This window comes from Arenibacter aquaticus (assembly GCF_003957295.1).
GTDB classification, from domain to species: Bacteria; Bacteroidota; Bacteroidia; order Flavobacteriales; family Flavobacteriaceae; genus Arenibacter; species Arenibacter aquaticus.
The window spans coordinates 879,120-898,978 of record NZ_RQPJ01000021.1 but is presented as its reverse complement, the minus strand read 5'-3'; the positions used below and the strand labels follow the sequence as shown (position 1 = coordinate 898,978).

Sequence of the window (19,859 nt, the reverse complement as noted above, 5' to 3'; positions counted from 1 at the left end):
AATTAATATTTTTAAATTAAAATTACCACCCTGGGTTTTGTTGTAGATTGGGATTGTTTACCAATTCCCCTTCTGCAATAGGCCATAAGTAATCTTTTTGAGAAAAAGAAGGATTGTATAAAACCCTAACATTGTAGTAGTCCTCCACATCTTGTTCCAATACGCTCCATCCCTTGATTGGTTTGTTCATGTAAATTTCAGAAAGCTTCCATCTTCTTAAATCCCAGAACCTTCCACCTTCAAAAGCCATTTCGATCAATCTTTCCTGTTGAATGATTTCTCTCATACCCTCTTTAGTAGTAGGCTTATTGGGGTCTTTGGAATAGTTAGACCAACTTTCCACCACTCCGTCAAGACCTGCTCTTTCACGAACAAGATCAATATATTGATATACTTCATTATCAGGAGCACTCTTCATCTCGTTTAAAGCTTCGGAGTAATAGAGGTATAAATCTGCCAGACGAATAATGGGAAAGGCATATCTATTGGTACTTAAACTTGTACCATTTTTTACTGTTGTTTTGATGTTGATCAATTTCTTAGGCCAATAGCCGGTAACGGAATATTGGGAAATTTCGAAAACAGAGGCGAATTCGCCCTTTCTGGAGTGAATATACCATGGGTCCGTGTCCAAATCCCTACCATTACCAAACCAAACTCCTCTGTCAAAAGATAGATCTGCATAAAATCTGGTTTCCCGGTCAAAGTTCAACACGGCAGTTTTTTGTCCTTGCTCAACATGAAAGCGATCTGCACTGGAGGCTTCTTTAATTTTATATCTATTGTTATAGTCAAAATTAACATCCTCGTCAATTGGAACACCGTTTTCCGAATAGTACATTTCTGCGATTCTCAGCGGTGGACTGTGTCTTGAAGCAACCGGATTTGAAGTATACCCATACAATCTTGGCATGGAATTATATTGAATTCCAGAGGTATTTTCTGTATGTCCCCAAAGTATTTCTTTGTTCCATCTTTCGGTTACCCGTCCTCTAAGTGCAGCCTTTAAGAGTGTTGTATCGTTTTGTGGAAAGGGATCTACATAATCTGCTTTTTGATAAAGCGCGGCCCCAACCCCTTCGGCCATATCTATGGCTTCCTTACAGGCTTTTGCAGCTCTTTCCCATTTACTGGCATCATAACTGCTGGGAAACATTGACTTCCCTTCTGAATTTTTAATACTGCTGTATACGGTATTGCCATTAAACAGTGGACTGGCATATGTCATTAGAACCCTCGCCTTTATTGCGGCAGCTATAGGTTTTGTAACCCTCCCCATTTCTTCGTCCTCAAATTGCAATGTCTCGGGTAAGCCACTAATGGCTTTGTCCAAAAGGGAGATTACATACTCAAAAGCTTCTTCTACCGTATTTTTATCTACCTTGACTTCATCTGTAGAGGCAGAGACAGATAAAGCCTCATCATTTATTACAATAGGCCCATACATTCTTAGAAGGTAAAAATGATAATAAGCCTTTAGAAAGTTGACTTCGGCTTTCCATTTCTCTTTAATAAATTTATCCAGTCCGGGTACATTATCAACATTATCCAAAAATATATTGCAATTTCTGATTCCCACGTATAAGGCCTTACCGCCATTATTTCCCCTCCAAAAGTCAAATCTTGGGGTGGTGATATTTTGAAAGCCTTGTGCTACCGTAGGACCGTTGTTGTTGCGCTCCGTTTCAGGATACCAAATTTCATCACCGGCATTTAATGCTGGGTTTTCATTAATGGCACTTGGGCTAGGTAAATACGAATAACAGGTATAAAGGTATTTTTCCGCATTATACTGATTTGTAAAGGCAAGGTCTATTGTTGCCAGATTGTCTGGAACAATGTCCAAAAATTCTTTTTCACATGAAGTGAATATGGATATGAAAAAGAAAACTAATAAATACTTATTATATCTCATGTTATATTTTTTATAATGATAGTTGAACACCAGCGTTGATAACTCTTTGGGTAGGATAACTCAATCCGTTTCCGGCCATTTCTGGATCCCATAGTTTAAAATTGCTGAACGCCAATAAATTGTTTCCGGTAACATAGAAGCGTATACGGTCCATTTTAATTTTATCCAATACATTTTGTGGAAGGTTATAGCCCACTTCCAAGGATTTTAATCTTAGAAAGGAACCGTCTTGCATAAACCAAGTACTGGTTTGGGTATTGTTACCTGAAATATTTGGTGACAATCGGGGCCATTTGGCGTAGAGATCCCTATTGTTTTCAGACCAATGGCTGTCTGCCCATACTTGTAATAATTGATTATTGGTATCCCAGTTAGGTTCACCATCATAGTGAATATCTACAAAGGGAGCTGTTTCATATGGGTTTATCCAAAATGATTCATTGGCCAGACCTTGAAAGAAACAAGAAATATCAAAACCTTTATATCCTGCGGAGACACCAAAACCATAAACAATTTCCGGACTGGTAGGATTACCTATGGGAACCCTGTCCAAGCCTGATATTCTTCCATCCCCATTAATGTCCTTATACTTTATATCTCCTCCTGAATACTCTCCAAAAGTTTGGACAGGAGAGTTATTGACTTCATTTTCGTCTACGAACAACCTTTCGGCTACATAGCCCCATACTTGGTTTATAGGTTGTCCTACTCTTGATAACCAAGGGGTTTCAGAGTAATCAGGTTCTTCAATTTTAACGATTTTACTGGTAGCGTAGGTAAAATTGGCCCTGGCCTGAACCCAGAAATCTTTATTAAAACTATTGTTGTACACCAAGGTTCCGTCTATACCCGTGCTCTTGGCTTCCCCAATATTGGCCCTTACGCCGCTTTCTAAGCCCATACTGGCCAATACAATACGATTCGCAAGAATGTTGGACCTGTATTCCTTGAAGAAGTCTGCTTCTAAATTCCATTTGTCAAATAAGCCTAATTCAAGACCAAGATTAAATTTTTCCGCAGTTTCCCAACTAATTTGATCATTTGCATATCGTTGTATGGAAACCCCGGGAAGGTAATTATCAAAGTCACTACCTGTAACATATCCTCTTCCATCGTCACTTAAATTAACCTGTGAAAGGTAAAAAAATCTATCACTGGCACTACCTATTTGGTCATTTCCTACCAAGCCATAGGTAGTTTTTAACTTTAAGTTGGTAACGACGTCCTTGTAATCTTTAAAAAACTCCTCGTTAGAAATGATCCACCCAAGCCCTAAGGAAGGGAAATAGCCCCAACGTTCTTTCTTGTCAAAACGTTCAGAGCCGTTGTAGCCAAAGGTAAATTCACCAAAATATTTATCCCGACTAGATAAGGTAAAACGTCCTGCCAACCCCATATTTCTAAACGGTAATGATTCCTGCAAATTTCCTGCATTGGATACCCGCCGGTTGTTCATGGTAAACACCAACATACCGGATACATCATATAGCTCATTAATGTTTTTGTTGTAGGTAAGGGAAGACTCAAAATAGGTGGAAGATGTAACAAATTTATTACCTTCATTGTACCCTAAATATTCCGTGCCCGTTTCCTCATTTAAAGGGTTTAATATGAGTTCATTGGTCAACGTACTAATTCGCGGTTGATAGTAGAATGGATTATAGGATCTGTTAACTGCATTGCCAGACTCTCTATTTGCATTAATAACCACTTTACCCATTAAACCTTGAGTTATGGACTTCAAATCTTGCTCTAGTTCTATTTGGGTTATAATTTTGGAAGACCCGGATTCCCTATACCCTTTAACCATATCGGCATAAGGGTTTAGATAGTTGCCATCTCCATAATTTCCGAATAAAATATGGTTGGTATATTCATTGGCGGCATCAGCCTCGTAATAAGGTCTAAAATATACAGGATTACTTCTCATGACCTTTTTATACAGGGCTTCACCAGAATCAAGTGGACCTGTGTAATCATCATAATTTCCTATGAAGCTCATTTTTAACTTTGTGGTTTCCGTAAGACTAATATTAGTGTTGGACCTGAGCTGAAATTGCTGATAATTGATATTACTATTGTAATTGCTAACGGAGGGTACATCTAGAACCCCGTTATCTTGGCTAGCTGCCACCGATACATAATATCTAGCTACTTTACCTCCTCCGTTTACACTGAAGTTAAAACGCTTGTTGAGGGTATAGTCCTTAAATAATTCTTCCTGCCAATTGGTAGTAGGGTATAAAATTGGGTCATTTCCAGCAATGGTTTGATCTACTTTCCTTTGTGAATAAGGCAATATGCCTAAAGGGTCTCTGGTCCTCACTGCTTCATTGTGTAGTTGCATATAAGTAATGGGGTCTGCGAAATCCACATTCTGGGTAGCGCTAGAAATAGATGCTTCAATCCTAGCACTAATTCTAGCAGGTCCTTCAACCCCTTCCTTGGTGGTAACATAAATAACACCATTGGCTCCCCGGGCCCCGTAAAGGGAGGTAGCTGTGGCATCCTTCATAATTGAGAAAGAAGCAATATCATCAGGTTGAAGTCGCGCTAAATCTCTAGTGGTAAGCTCAACCCCATCAATAAGGATTAGGGGACTATTACCGTATCCGAAGGACGTTACTCCTCTAATAAAGAAATTGGCATCGTCGGCACCTGGTTCCCCGGTGCGCTGATAGGCAATTATACCGGCTACATTACCTGCCAAAGCAGTGGTTAGGTTACTGGACGGAATTTTTAAATCAGCTGGTTTTACGGTTGAAATTGAAGAAATTAAACTTTTTTTCTTTTGTTTACCGAAACTTACGAGAACTACTTCTTCCAAAGCTTCTGCACTTTCTTCCATAGTAATGTCTATAGTATCACTATCCCCAACAGTAGCTCTTTTGGTTGCCATACCTAAAAATGAAAACTCCAGTACGTCACCAGTATTGGCTTTAATCTCATATTCACCATCAAAATTAGTAAGAACACCTCTTGCAGTACCCAGAACTACAACGTTGGCACCCATTACCGGTACTCCACTGGCATCTTTTACAACTCCTTTAATGGTTCTGATCTGCTCTGGGAAAATGATTTTTTCATTTGCCCAAACAGTATTGGAGTATCCCAAATGAAAATTAAATGCCAGGGCAAACAATAGTGAGAAAAGCACATATTTATGTTTTCCCCTCTCTCTTGAAGAGCCCAAAACAGGCTTTTCCTTAAACAAAATAAATTTTTGTTTCATAAAAAATGGTTTAAGTTATTTAGTTATTAAAATTGAAAAGTGTTATGATATATTCTTCATCCAGTTATATGGTTTTCTATTCACCTTATTGCCTTTGGTAAAATCCGGGAAGTTATGAGGTTTCCCTTTGTTTCCACAAGGCAGCTTTAAGTATGGTGTTTGATACACCAAACTACAATGTCTTGTATAAATGCCGCAATGGGGGAATTGGACGTTTATCAAAATCTCTTGAACTGTGTTCAAAATTCAAACAAATTTGATTTTTAGTTGCGTGTTGGAAAAAAGACTTTTAGAATGCTAAAAAAATACCCAAATTTTTATTAGTTCATCAGTATTTTTCCTAAATCAACATTTTACAAATATGAAAATAGGAGCGGTGTAAAAGGTGGATATTTTTTGCTTTTTAAGGGTAATTTTTCATAAATTATCCTTCTATGGTCTTAATATTCATAGAATTTGGGGGGAGGAAGAGAAATTTAAATATTAATTATAGAAATTTTCTCCTTTTTGTACTGGAGAGAAATGGAATATATAAAAAAAGTAAAATGGTTTGAACAGGACACGAAGTGGAACTGAACAAACCATAGTTGAATTATTTAATATCAATTAAAGAGACTATCTCAATTTTAGTATTAATTAAATGTGATTAATTCACTCTAATTAGGCTGAGTTCTCCATTGTTTCTTGCAAATAAGATACCTTTGCCACTGGCTAAATTAATATTAGCAGCGTCTTTTATATCACCTTTTGCCCATAGGTTTGCTTTTTGATTTGCTAGGTAATTAAACTCTTTGCCATTTGTTCCCAATAACAGAAAACCATAACTGGCATCGTTTCTGGGTGTTTCTACTTCTGAACCGTATAAGTTTCCCAGCAATAAAATATCCCTTTGTTTGTCTTTGTTGTAATCGTCAACTAATATGCTATTAACAGAGGACAGTTGTACACGGTTGGGTAGGGGAGAAAAAGAAAAGTTACCACCTTGATTATATAATATGGATGTTGAAAAATCAGTAGCCTCATAGGATATGCCCTGCTTTAATTTGTCCCCGTATATTTCGTTTATTGTGGCACTTCCAAAATCGTTATAAGTTTTAAACTTTTCTTTTATAAATGGCATTTGTTCAGAAGAACATTGGCGTCCACGAACAGGGTAAACCGTACTGTCTTGTTGGTAACCTAGGACTATATCTTCTTTTTTGTTGTCATCAAAATCATTGATATACATATAAAATGGAGCTTTAAAGCTAGCCTTGTACTTATAGTTAAGTCCTAAATTTCCTGCTATTATGTCCATGTCACCATCGTCGTCTATATCTTCTAAGGTTAAGCTACTCCACCAGCCAATATTTTTATCAAGCCCATAGTCTTTTGTCATATTTTGCAATATTCCTCCTTCATTTACAAAGAGTTCAATAGGCCCCCATTCATTGGCAACCAAAAGGTCTGGGTAGTTATCACCATTGAAATCGTGCCAAGTAGCGGCAGTCACCATAGTGTGATCTATCATTTCTGGGATGCTGGAATTGGTTACATCTGTAAATTTAAGAATCCCATTTGCACTTTGGTTTTCCAATAAATAGCTTTTTGTTAACCTACCGTAACTGCCGGGCAAAACGCGTCCACCAACAAAAAGGTCCAGGTCACCGTCTTGGTCATAATCGGCAACAGCGGCCCTTAACCCGCTATTTACTACATTTGGTAGGGCAGTAGCCGATTTTAAGAACTTTCCCTCTCCATCATTAACATATAACCGATCCAGATAGTATTGATCATTTGGTGTCTTTTCGGAGCCACCACTGATTACGTATAAGTCTAAGTCTCCATCATTATCGGCATCAAAGAATATTGCACCTACATCTTCATGCTTGCTATCTTTGGCAAAAGGACGTGTAGTAGCTCTAAATTTACCTTCAGAATCCTGAAAAAATAATTGACTAGCTTGATCCTTGGCACCACCAATAAAAAAATCGTCCAAGCCATCATTATTAACATCTGCCACAGCCAAAGCAGGGCCAAGTTGTGACATTCTGTGCGGTAGTAGGGTTTCTTCCGAGAAGTCGTTGAAATCGTTCTCTTTATGGCTGAAGTTGATTTTTGAAGCCTTAGTTATATTTGTGAATATTCCTTCACTGCTAGTAGAATAATTGTAAGGGGCAACTTTTTCTTTGTTGTAGGCCAATGTTACAGTTTTGTTGATGGGTACGTCAACAAAAACTTCATAGGTGCTGTTTGGCCATACAACGACTATACTATCAACTTTTTTGTCTTGGCCAATTCCAAAATGTAAATTATGTGCCATGGCCGATTGGAACCCTCTAGTGTAATAATGTTCCAGATATTGATTACCTGATTTGGACCATAGGATAACTCGGGCTCCAAGTGCATCTACATTGTTGGCTGTACCCTGTAGTTTAAGTCCTACATAATTGTTGTTACTGCTATTGTTTCGGTAAATAAAAGATGAGCTGGATGAATTATTCACTACAATATCTAGATCTCCATCATTGTCAAAATCGGCATATGCAGCTCCATTGGAATTGGATAGGGGCTGAAATATATCCTGTTTTATATATTTTAAGTCCGCTCCATTGTTAAGAAAAAAGTAATTCTCCTTTTCTCGTGTTGGCATTTTGCTAAGGAGATCGGCAATATAACTTTCGGTTTGGATTTCCTTGTTCGCGATAACTTCGGCTTGCTTTTTCTTACGATAATTCACAAAATCGTTGTTTCTAAAGTCCCTTTTAATACCATTGGATACGAAGAGGTCCTTTTTTCCGTCGTTGTCCATGTCAAAGAAAAGGGGAGCCCAACTCCAATCTGTACTAGTTACACCCGCAATTGGAGCTATATCAGAGAATTGTGGGTTTCCACTTTCCTTGTTAATACCACTGTTAAGCTGCAGTGCATTATACATATATTGGTTGTGCAACCCTAAATTCACATGTTTATAAAATTTAGCCGGATTCATACCACTCATACTGGTTTTTTGGGTATAATTGTCTTCTGCCATCATATCTACCGTCATGATATCCAATAATCCGTCGTTGTTAATGTCAGCAATGTCATTTCCCATCGAGAAGTTGGATACATGGCCAAAAGCATCTAAAGATACTTCTCTAAAGCTGCCGTTTTTATTATTTATATATAAGTGGTCTTTTTCCGAAAAATCGTTGCCCACATAGACATCAGGCCAACCGTCGTTATTAAGATCACCTACTGATATACCCAAGCCAAATCCTAATAAACTGTTTATAATACCAGCTTCATCGGATACGTTGACATATTTTCCATTGTCGTTTCTAAATAATCTTTCCCCTCTAAATTCAGATTTCTGATGTATTAAATCTTCCATCACGTTTTCATCGTACAATTCAATACCATGATTGATTACAAATAAATCCAGATCACCATCCTTATCATAATCAAAAAAAGTTGCCTGAGTGGTAAAATCAGGGAAGTCCAGTCCGTAATTGTGAGCCTCATTTTTAAAAACTGGTGTACCTTGGGCATTTACCCCTTTGTTTATCAGTAGTTCGTTTCTTCTTTTGTCAGGATCAGATATTTTGCCTGATTTACAATAATAAATATCCATAAGTCCGTCATTATTGATATCCACTACAGTTACCCCTGTTCCGAATCCATATCCACCACCGGCATTAGCAGCCTTGGAGACATTTTGGAATTGCATGTCGCCTTTATTGAGGTATAATTGATTCTCAGACAAACTACTAATGAAATATATATCGGCTAAATCGTCATTGTTAAAGTCTGCTACAGCTACACCTGCACCATTGTAATAGTATTCGTAAAACAGCCCATTCATATAGGTGTTTTCCTTTAGTTCATTTGAAAAGTTGATACCTGTAGTTTCTGACTCTAAAACAGTATACAGTGCTTCATTTCGTGTAGGAAGCTCCTTTACTTCAGATTTTTTGTGTTGACAGGAAGCTAATAAAATACTTAAAATTAATAAGGTCTTTTTCATGGGGTGAATATACAATTTATAGATACAACAAAAACCCATTTAAACTAGACTTAAATGGGTTTGAGATAATAATTTAGCTTATAATAATCCTAACTTATTCGTAGCCTGGGTTCTGATTCAGGTTGGTATTAATATCAATTTCACTTTGTGGAATTGGCATCAAATAATCCCTATCGTTCCAGTTTCTGGTCTCCCAGATAGTCTTGCCAGTTCCAATTAAGTTACCGTCGCTGTCCATATCCATTTTATAAATATTCAACACTTCCGGATCACCTGCAATTCGCCATCTTCGAATATCCCAAAATCGGTGCTCTTCAAAAGCCAACTCTATCCTTCTTTCATGTCTTACTTTTTCACGAAGTTCACTTTGTGAGCCAAGAGATATTAGAGGCATATCGGCTCTTTCTCTTACTTTATTTATGGCGGCTGTGGCCAAATCTAAATCCTGACCAGCTTCTATCAATGCTTCTGCATAATTTAGATAGACTTCTGCCAATCGGATAAATATCCAATGTTGGGTACTTATTTGATTATGGTTACGGTCTTCCTGAATGAATTTTTTCATGGAATAGCCTGTCCTGGTAAAATCACCACTTGTTGCAATTCCTGCATCCCCGCCCGGTCTATGGTTAATGGTAATTCCCTTCCATTGAGCGCCGTCATATAAGATAGAAGCATAGAATCGTGGATCCCTGCCATCATAGGGCTGGCTCATATCATAGCCCGAACCCGGCTCTTCAGGTTTTAATCCCGTATCCTTCATCTCGTATTGGTCTACCAAATTTTGAGTAGGTCCAGTACCTCCCCATCCACTAATGGGACCAGTAGACTTTGGGGTATTAAATAGATTGGCGTAGTGACCCTTGTCTGGATCTTTAAACTGTACGTCAAAAATTACCTCAGGAGTATTGTCATCCAAGAATACATTTTGGTAGTCCGGGTCCAATGTAAAAGCCTCAGTGTCCAGTAAGGCCTTTGAGGCCACTGCAGACTCCTCATATTTTCCTTGGTACAAAAGAATTCGCCCTTTCAACGCGTTGGCAGCAGCCCAGCTACCTCTTGTACTAGATGCGGCATTGCTATTCTCGAAAATACTCGCAGCCATGTCCAATTCAGAAACAATGAAATCTAAGGTTTCTTCTTCAGTGCTGCGAGATAGCAATAAATCTTCATCTTCCAATGATTGAGGTTGAGTAACAATTGGTACGCCTCCATAGGTCCGCAATAAATATGAATAATAGAATCCTCTTAGGTAATGAGCTTCTGCCTTTAGTCTATTTGTTAATCCTTCTGAACCTTCCAATTGGTCATAGTTTTGAATAAAATTGTTTAACCTTCGTATTTGTTCATATGCGTTAGACCATAACCCATTGAATGGTGAATTATCAGAGGTGATGTTGGAAGGATTAAAAATGGTGTTGGAAGAGGGCCATGGGTATGAGTTTTCTGCATCATCCGTGGCGGCGTCCAACATGTACCATCCACGATTAAAACCATGGGGTATGCCAGAATAAACCTTATTTAGAAATACTTCCGCAAAGGCAGGATCCGTAAAGATTACGTCCGAAGATATAGCGGTTTGTGGATCTAATTCTATGGAGTCGTTGGTACAAGAAAATTGTACGGTAACCAATAAAATTAGGATTAGGAATTTATATATATTTTTCATGATCAGATACAATTATAATTGAATATTAAATCCAAGGTTAACTACTTTTTGCTGTGGGTAGAACCATCCTCTTTGTTGAGGATTTTCTGGATCTAATTGTTTGATTTTGGACCAGGTAGCCAAGTTTCTACCATTAAGGTAAACTCTTAGTTTATCCAGACCTAATTTCTGTGTTACCAATTCAGGGAAGTTATAACCTATTTCGATGTTCTTAAAACGGATATAATCTCCAGATTCTAGCCAATATGAAGAGAATCTTTCGTTTACAGCATTATTGGATAAGGACAGCCTTGGGTAGGTAGCATCCGCATTAATAACGTTTCCGTCTGTCCCGATTTGTGCTCTGTCCAAATGGGCATCAAAGACTTTTCCTCCATTGAAAAAAGCAAAAGCTGCTTCATTTGATAAGTACATATCAAAGTTTCCTGCACCTTGAAAAAGAGCTGAAAAATCCCAATTCCTATACGTAAAACCTAGGTTTAATCCGAATGTTATTTCGGGTATATTCCCTTTGCCGATAACTGTTCTATCATCACTATTAACAATACCGTCACCATTGATATCTCTGTATTTAATATCTCCTGGCTGAGGATTCTGTGTTTGGTATACGGCATTGGTATCGCCTGTTTGCGTTTTGGCATTTTCATTTGCCGCATCTATTTCTGCCTGGGTAAGGAATAAACCATCTGCCATGTAGCCAATTCTAGTTCCAGCTTGGATAGGTTTACCAGTACGCTTAATTAAATCGTTCACAGATTCTGACTCCGCAATATCAATAACCTTGTTTTTTGCCAAACCAAAGTTGAAGTTGGCATAGTATTGAACCTCATTAATATTATTGTTGTGGTTTATAACTATTTCTACACCCCTGTTATCTACGATACCTATGTTTTGTAATGGCAATTGTCCGCCAAAAGTATCAGGAACTTCCAAGGCACTGGTAGTTAAAATGTCCGATGTTCGTTTGTAAAACAAATCTGTCTCTATAGAGAAAAGGTTGTTCCACAATCCTAGGTCTATACCGAGGTTATAGGTTTTCGCCTTTTCCCATGTAGTAGAGGGGTCGGGGATACCGTTACTTGATAGGGTTTTTACAACATTGCCGTTGTCTACAAAAGATTCGTTAAATGAATATACTTCGATATACCGGAATGCTCCAATATTGTCACTCCCCAATTCCCCATAAGAGGCTCTTAATTTTAGGTTGTTTATTACATTTGAATCTTTCAGGAAGTTTTCTTCAGAAATTCTCCAAGCAGAAGAGAATGAAGGGAAAAAACCAAATCTTGATTCCTTGCTAAATTTATACGAACCATCATATCTACCGTTAAATTCCAATAAGTACTTATTGTCAAAGCTGTAGGTCAACCTACCTGCATATCCTAAAATAGCTGTTTCATAGGTAGCATTGCTGTTCGTTCTGGTGGATTCATCTCCAGCCACAAAATAATCAATGGAAGTTCCCAAGAAATTGGTTCTTCCCGCACTTAAGATGTTATACTCGGAAGCGGTCCTGGAGTATACCAATTTTCCGCCAAAATCGTGCTTGCCGATAGTTTTGGCGTAGTCTAAGATAGCTTCTGTTGTTAGTTGGTATCCTTGGGCTTGGGACTCGTACAAACTAGCGGTTTCCCCTCTATCGGCTGGAGTGCTTATAGAGAATTCACCTGTGGTTGGGTCATAGGACGTATAGGAAGTAGGAACACTGAAAGATTTTGATCTTCCTACGAAATTATTGCGATCTGTGTTATTTCCTCCAGCTGATCGGTCATATGCAACTTGGGTAAGTAGGCTTAATCCTTCTGCAAAGGGGAAGTCTATTTTCAAAGCTAATTTAGACTGAAAGGCAAAATCCTCAGAATCGTTATACCCCCCATTTTTGATTTTGGGGGTATTGCTAAAAATGCTGTAACCTCCATTGGAGTATTGGTTCACCTCGGTAGGTGGTGTTCGCATAATGTTGGAAAATAAGGTTCCAGTAGCTATCCCGGGACGATTTTTATCTTCTAAATTCCCGCTGAAATCGGCTTGTAAATTTACGTGATCCGTCACGTCTACATCTATATTGGCCCTGAAGTTAAAACGGTCGTAGCTGTTATTGTCATATAGACCATCTTGGTGCAAGTATCCTAAAGAGGTGTAGTACCTAGCCTTATCGTAACTTCCCATAACACTAATATCATGAGATTGCATCATTGAAAAAGAATCAAGGGTTTCATCTATCCAATCCGTGTCAGGGTGGGTGTCCGGACTTGAGCCATCTTTATATTTCTGTAGATCTTCGGCAGAATAAGCAGCTGGCTTTCCATCGTTGATGTTGGCTTCATTGTAAAGAGTAGCATAGTCATATGAACCCAAGAAATTGGGCATTCTTGTGGGTACCTGGATTCCAGTATATGAATTAATGCTCAATTGAGGTTTGGAAGTTCCTCCTCTTTTTGTGGTAACCAACACAACTCCGTTGGCCGCACGCATACCATAGATGGCAGCAGCTGCAGCATCTTTAAGGACACTAATGGTCGCTATGTCATTTGGATTTAAGGAGTTTATACTTCTTGGTATTCCGTCTACCAAAACCAAGGGTGAGTTAGAGTTCAAAGAGCTTAATCCTCTAATGTTTATACTGGCAACATCTGCTCCCGGTTCTCCGGATGATTGAACAGTAACTACCCCGGCCAACCTTCCGGATAAAGCGCTACTAACATTTGAAGTGTTATTTTTAACAAGATCGTCAGACTTAATAGTGGCAATTGATCCCGTTAAATTAACCTTTTTTTGTTTTCCATAACCTACGACCACTACCTCCTCTAGTTGGGCAGCATCCTCTTCTAAGGCGACGGTATAATTATTTTTGACACCAACAACGATTTCTTTGTTTTTGTATCCCAAATAGCTTACTTCCAGTATGTCGTTTGTTGAGGCTTTAATTGTAAAAAGGCCGTCGAAATCCGTTGCGGTACCAGTGGAGGTGCTCTTTAAAACAATACTTGCCCCAGGTATGGGACTATTAGTCACAGCGTCTATCACTGTTCCTGTAATACTCCTTTCCTGTGCTGTTGCAGTGTGAGAGAGAATTAAGGTGAGAAGGAATAATCCTTGTGCAATTAGTTTTTTCATCTATTTTATTTGCATTAATTTTTTTTCTATTTTGTTTGATTTGTTTTTCTACTTTTAGTTTTGATTCATATTTCTCATTTTTAGGGGGGTTATACAGAATTTGATCTATTGTTATAGGTTGATCGGATTGTTTAAACCCATTCCATTTTCACGGAATGGGTTTTTTAAAAAACAACAAACTCAAACAACTCTAATTCATTTTATCTTTTTGGCATGATACTTTACCTTAATAGGTATCCTTCATCCAGTTATAGGGCTTTCTTTTAATCCAATTTCCTCTTGTGAAATCCGGAAAATCCTGGGGTTCCCCATTGTTTTCAATGGATAGTTCGGAAAGTGGTGTAACGGCACTCCAGGCTGCGGCATCATAGGCATCCATAGGAGGTGCAATATTTTCCTTGGCTGATTCTACAAAGGCGTTCATTACAAAAAAATCTATACCGCCATGACCTGCTTCAGTAGCGCCATCTCCGAATTTTTTCCATAAGGGATGATCGTATTTTTTAAACCATTCGTCCATGTCTTCCCATCCATGACCTTTGGTGGTTCCCTCAATATGTATGCGTTGGGTGTGGTAATCAAAGTCGGTAAGACCTTGGGCACCCTGAACCTTAAATCCTAATGAATAGGGATGGGGGTTGTTTACATTATGGGTTATAATAATGGTCTCCCCGTTGGAGGTCTCTATAGTAGAGGTAATAATATCTCCCTGTTTGAATTTTATTTTGGCATTAGGGTGGTTCTCTCCGGCGGTATCCACAATATACTTATGGAGTCCTACTCCTTTGGTAGCATGTGATGTTAAGGACAAAAATCTATTGCCACGGTTAACATCGGCCATAACGGCTACAGGCCCCAAGCCATGTGTAGGATATACATCGGCATTTCTTAAAACGGAATGTTGTGTTCTCCAGGCCGATTCTGAGATTCCTTTTTCACCAAATTCGGCTCCTTTGCCATAGGCTGTTTTTCCGTCGTTGAATTTTACTCCCCTCAGGTCATGCTGGTAACCACATCTAAAATGTAACAGTTCTCCAAAAACATTTTGCTTTACCATATTTAATACGGCCAGCACATCCCGTCTGTAGTTAACGTTTTCCAGTAACATAAGGTGGCTCCCGGTCTCCTCATGGGTATTTACAAGATCCCAACATTCTTCTAAAGTATTGGCGGCCGATACCTCCAGACCTGTATACTTCCCTGCTTTCATGGAATCAACAGCCATTTTGGTGTGCCACAACCAAGGGGTAGCAATGACCACAGCATCTATATCGCTCAAAGCGAGCATGTTTTTATAATCCAGTTCGTTTTTTCCAAATACCTTAGCTTTCTTTTGCCCGGCTTTTTCTATATGTTCCTGGGCAATGCTAATTCTTCTTGGATCTATATCACAGATTGCAGTTATAACAACATCGTCCCTTTTTAGTAGGTTATCCAAATGGTTGGTACCTCTAAGTCCAACACCGATTACCCCGACTCTTAATTTTTGTGATTTCTTGCTGTCAATATTCCCAAAACTAAGATTTGGAAGTAGCGCTAGTCCCGCTCCGCCTATCGCTGATTTTTTGATAAAATTTCTTCTTTCGTTCATATTTATGTGACTAAGTTTTACATGTATAAGTAGTGCGCTACAAATATTAAATGATTGTTAAATTTAAAAGTGTATTTTTTTGACTTAGTAGGGGTAAATTTTAGGAATTTTGCCTTGTTTGTAGAATTTTTCCACCTTTTTGAGGATTATTCCTCCTTTCCAATGCTGTGATTTATGGGTACATTTGTTGCAGAGGAATAAATACGCTTTGCTAGTTCGTTAGATGAACCTATTAAAAGAAAAAAACAATACTTTGAGTTGTAGGCTTGGGTTGCTTATGGCCTTGGTATATTCTTGCTTTTTAACTGCACAGCATCACTCCAATTTTATTCATTTACCTTTTGCATTAAACAATCAGAACATTAAGGTTTCCCATGCGGTACAGGATAGTATGGGCTTTGTTTGGATGTCTCATGGATCTGGGATATCCAAATATGATGGTTACGATTTTACATTTATTCCCAAGGAAGAAATTTTTGAAAATGAAGATCCATCAGACCGGGTAAAAAAGGTATTTAAGGATGGTAGGGGGATGATTTGGACGGTATCGGTAAACGGACAGTTATCATACTTAGGGAAAAACGGCAATTTCTCATCCATAAATAAAAAAATAAAGGATTTTCAAAAAGGGCAAAAGGTTGATATTGTAATCCATGAGGGTAATAAATTATGGTGGGTCAACAAAAAAGGCAGTATTTATTCCTATGAACATGGAAGCTCAAGGTTGGATAGTATTACCAGTATTCCAGATAACGGATCGGGGCAGGGACTGGTAAACTCCATGGTCATCAGAAAATCCGAGCAACTCATAATAAGTACCTACAAGGGGCCCGTATATAGCTATTATTTAAATAATAAACGATTGGTGCAGCTCAATGTGCCCTATGACTATACGCTGGCCGACAATACACAACTGTTATTGGATATTAAAAACAGGCTTTGGATTGGTTCAACTTATATGGGGCACGGTATTAAAGTGTACGACTTTAATAGGGAATCCTTTGTTGAGAACGATATTCTGGAAGAAGAGGTATTGTCACAACTTAACGAGTTGTTCATATCAATGTACTGTGACGCCTATGGAGCTATTTGGTTGGGTACGGACGGCAATGGGTTGTATAAAATAGATGCGGATACTGGAGTGTTACAAATATACAAGCACAACGACCTAAATAAATTTTCCCTTAGCAGCAATACGGTGATAGGGATAAATGAAGATTTAAAACAAAACCTATGGGTGTTAACAAACTATGGGAATATTAATATCCTAAGAAATAGTAATGATAAAATCTATTATCATTCGGGATCTACCAAAGACAAACCTACCCGAGTGTTGTCCTCGTTCAAGGCCAGTGATGGAACACTTTGGATAGGGACCGATGGGGAAGGTATTACAAAGGTCACAACTGAAGGTAATGAAAAGCAGTATTTTAAAAGTTCTGGTGGAAACAAAGGATATTATATACATTCCATAAATGAAGATGATAAGGGCCATATATGGGTAGGGACCTATAGGAATGGCATGTTGGTATACGATAGGGATAGGGACAGGTTTTCCAAGTTACCCATAAAAAACTCCAAGAACAATAGCGTGATGGACGTGCGCTTTGTTTTCAAGGATTCCCAGGATAGGTTGTGGTTGGCAACAGATTTTGGTATTTACATCTATGCCGACAAGAATACCTTGTTGGCCAGATTTTATAACGGTACTGCCGGACTCCGTGGAAGTATTTCGCAGAGTATCGTAGAGGATGCTTCAGGCAATATTTGGGTGAGCTATGATGGCGGTGGGTTATTTCGTTTCAATGAGGACCTTCAGGATATTTCGCGATCCGATTTCACTAGGTTTACACATGCTGAAGAGGATATCATTTCCAATGAAAACTATAATATATGGTCCATGGCTACAGACGGTACCAAGGCTTTATGGTTGGTCTTGGTAAACGGGAGCTTAGTGAAATTTGATTTAAAGGAACAAGAGTTTAGGGAAATAGAAATCAAAGGCGCCTATGATAGGCCAAACTTTAGGTCGGTTATAGCAGAAAATAGCGACAATTTATGGTTGGGTTCGGCCCATGGTATTTGGCACTATAACCTCAAAGATTCCATTGTAAAGGTTTTTAGGGTCAGGGACGGACTCCAGGACAATTTTTATATGCAACGTAGTGCCCATAAGGGGGCGGATGGTTATTATTACTTTGGGGGGCTTAATGGGGTGAATTATTTTAAGCCCAATCAAATACAAAAAGAAGTTTCGCAAGCAAGCTTGGTGGTTGAGGATCTTACCATATTGAACCAGCCCGCCATGGCGGTCATTCCCCATCAAATTCAAAATGGGGTGGAAAGGTTAAAGCACGTAAAACTCGAACCGGATCAATCTTCATTTTCCTTTCGTTTTTTGGCCATAGACAATGTACTATTTTCCAATTACCACTACGCATACCGACTTAAAGGTTTTAATGATAATTGGATTTTTTCAGAAAAGGAACGTATTGCCACCTATACCAACATACCGCCAGGAAATTATGTTTTTGAGGTTAAAGCAGGATCTGGCAATGGTGAATGGGATATTGATAAAAAATCCGTGAACATTCAAATTTTACAACCTTTTTGGCAAACATCAACGGCCAAATTTATATATGCACTATTGTTCTTTGGCTTATTATATGCAGCTGTAGTTTGGATTAGATTTAGGAATAGGATTATAGCAGAGGAACTGCAGCGCGACCATGAAAGGGAGCTTTATGCCCTTAAAATGGATTTCTTTGCCAAAATGTCCCATGAGATCCAAACCCCATTGACACTTATTTTGATTCCCTTGGAAAATATGTTGCAAGGGGCTTTAAAAAGCGGAAATGTACTGCTACAACAACGTTTAAAATTGATCGCCAACAATGCTGAGAGATTATCGCGAATTGTTTTTGAACTTACTTCACTAAGGGATAAGGAATTGGAAAGGCTGGTATTGCACCCCTCAGAAAATAATATCGTTGAAGATTTAAGGGAAATCTCCAGTTCGTTTCAGGAGCAAGCTACCTTTAAAGGAATTCACTTTAGATGTACATATCCTACTGAGGACTTGAAAGTGTGGTATGATAAGGAAAAGTTGGAACATATCTTTTTTAACCTCTTGTCCAATGCCTTCAAATTTACCCCTAAGGGAGGTTCAATTAGTTTGGATGTAGTGAAAGAGGACTGGGACAATAAGGTGAAAATTTCCGTAACAGATTCTGGCCTGGGTATCCCCGATGAGGAGTTGGACAATATTTTTCAACTGTTTTACCAGGCCGATTCCGGAAAGCAAAAAGAAGGTACAGGGATTGGTTTGGCACTCACCAAGGAGCTTGTTGATTTACATAATGGGCAAATTGATGTAAAATCCGACCCCTCAAAGGGTAGTTGCTTTACGGTAACCCTACCCATGGAAGTGAATAAGGTTAAAGAGGTAGAGCCCGGTATAACCTCCGAAGTTCCTAAGATAGAGAATGTTGAAGAGGATAATGCTGAGTTATCTCAGGCTATTCAAAGGACAGAGCAGCAGGAACTAAGCAAGACCATCTTGGTGGTGGAAGATAATTATGAATTGCAAATTTCACTACGGGATATTTTTTCGGACTATTACAATGTGCTACTGGCGGAAAATGGGGAAGAAGGATACGCTCTGGCACTGGAACATAATCCAGATTTGGTTATAAGTGATATAATGATGCCCAAATTGGATGGCATTGAAATGAGCACCATGCTTCAAAAAAATGAACACACTACCCATATCCCCATCATTCTGCTCACGGCTAAGAAAACATCCAAGGATAAGATAATGGGATTGCGCACGGGAGCGGTAGAGTATATTAATAAGCCGTTTAATATTAGCGAACTGGTCCTAAAGGTGAATAATATTATTACGAGAAGTGATCGAGTTATTTTGAAATATAAAAACGATTTGATCAGTACGCCAAAGGTGGGACCAAATAGGTCACAGGATGAAATATTTTTGGAGAACCTTGTAGAGCTAATAGAAAATAGGATGTCCGATTCCGACTTTAAATTGGAAGATCTTTCACTTGAATTGAATATGAGCTATTCTGCTATTTATAGAAAATTTCACGCTTTGACCGGTAAGAAAATAGTGGACTTTGTTAGAACGATGCGACTTAAAAAAGCGGCCATTTTGATTGCCGATTGTAATTATTCCATATCCGAGGCCGCGTTTATGGTAGGGTTTAATGATCCGAAATATTTTTCAAAATGTTTCAAAAAAGAATTTGGGAAAAGCCCTAGAAAGTTAAAAGACAAAACGGATAGACTAATAATATCTGATAGGTAATCATATAAAGGAGGCAACCGTGC

General features: G+C 38.5%; 7 protein-coding genes. 1 reads left to right on the top strand and 6 read right to left on the bottom strand.

Features of this window, described 5'->3' with window-relative positions; translation table 11 throughout:
• Positions 1-22: 22 nt before the first annotated feature.
• From EHW67_RS19540 to EHW67_RS19515, 6 genes are all read right to left on the bottom strand, one after another.
• Positions 23-1,915, bottom strand: a complete 1,893-nt coding sequence (locus tag EHW67_RS19540; protein WP_126164059.1) for a RagB/SusD family nutrient uptake outer membrane protein — start codon at positions 1,913-1,915, stop codon at positions 23-25.
• A 10-nt stretch (positions 1,916-1,925) separates the two neighbouring features.
• A complete protein-coding gene (locus EHW67_RS19535; RefSeq protein ID WP_126164058.1) occupies positions 1,926-5,147 on the bottom strand; it encodes a SusC/RagA family TonB-linked outer membrane protein in 3,222 nt (1,073 codons plus the stop codon).
• A gap of 646 nt (positions 5,148-5,793) precedes the next feature.
• Positions 5,794-9,135 (bottom strand): VCBS repeat-containing protein, encoded by a 3,342-nt coding sequence (locus tag EHW67_RS19530; RefSeq protein WP_158285155.1) that lies wholly within the window; start codon positions 9,133-9,135, stop codon positions 5,794-5,796.
• A 94-nt stretch (positions 9,136-9,229) separates the two neighbouring features.
• Positions 9,230-10,804, bottom strand: coding sequence for a RagB/SusD family nutrient uptake outer membrane protein (locus tag EHW67_RS19525; RefSeq protein WP_126164056.1), 1,575 nt, complete (start codon positions 10,802-10,804; stop codon positions 9,230-9,232).
• A 12-nt stretch (positions 10,805-10,816) separates the two neighbouring features.
• Positions 10,817-13,921 carry a SusC/RagA family TonB-linked outer membrane protein gene (locus tag EHW67_RS19520; RefSeq protein ID WP_126164055.1) on the bottom strand — a complete coding sequence of 1,035 codons (3,105 nt, stop codon included), beginning with the start codon at positions 13,919-13,921 and terminating at the stop codon, positions 10,817-10,819.
• Positions 13,922-14,147: 226 nt separating this feature from the next.
• Entirely contained in the window at positions 14,148-15,512 is a 1,365-nt protein-coding gene (locus tag EHW67_RS19515; protein ID WP_126164054.1) for a Gfo/Idh/MocA family protein, read from the bottom strand.
• 223 nt (positions 15,513-15,735) lie between these two features.
• Between EHW67_RS19515 and EHW67_RS19510 the strand changes: the two genes are divergently transcribed.
• On the top strand, positions 15,736-19,836 hold the full coding sequence (locus EHW67_RS19510) for a hybrid sensor histidine kinase/response regulator transcription factor (protein ID WP_126164053.1): 4,101 nt from the start codon (positions 15,736-15,738) through the stop codon (positions 19,834-19,836).
• Positions 19,837-19,859: the final 23 nt, after the last annotated feature.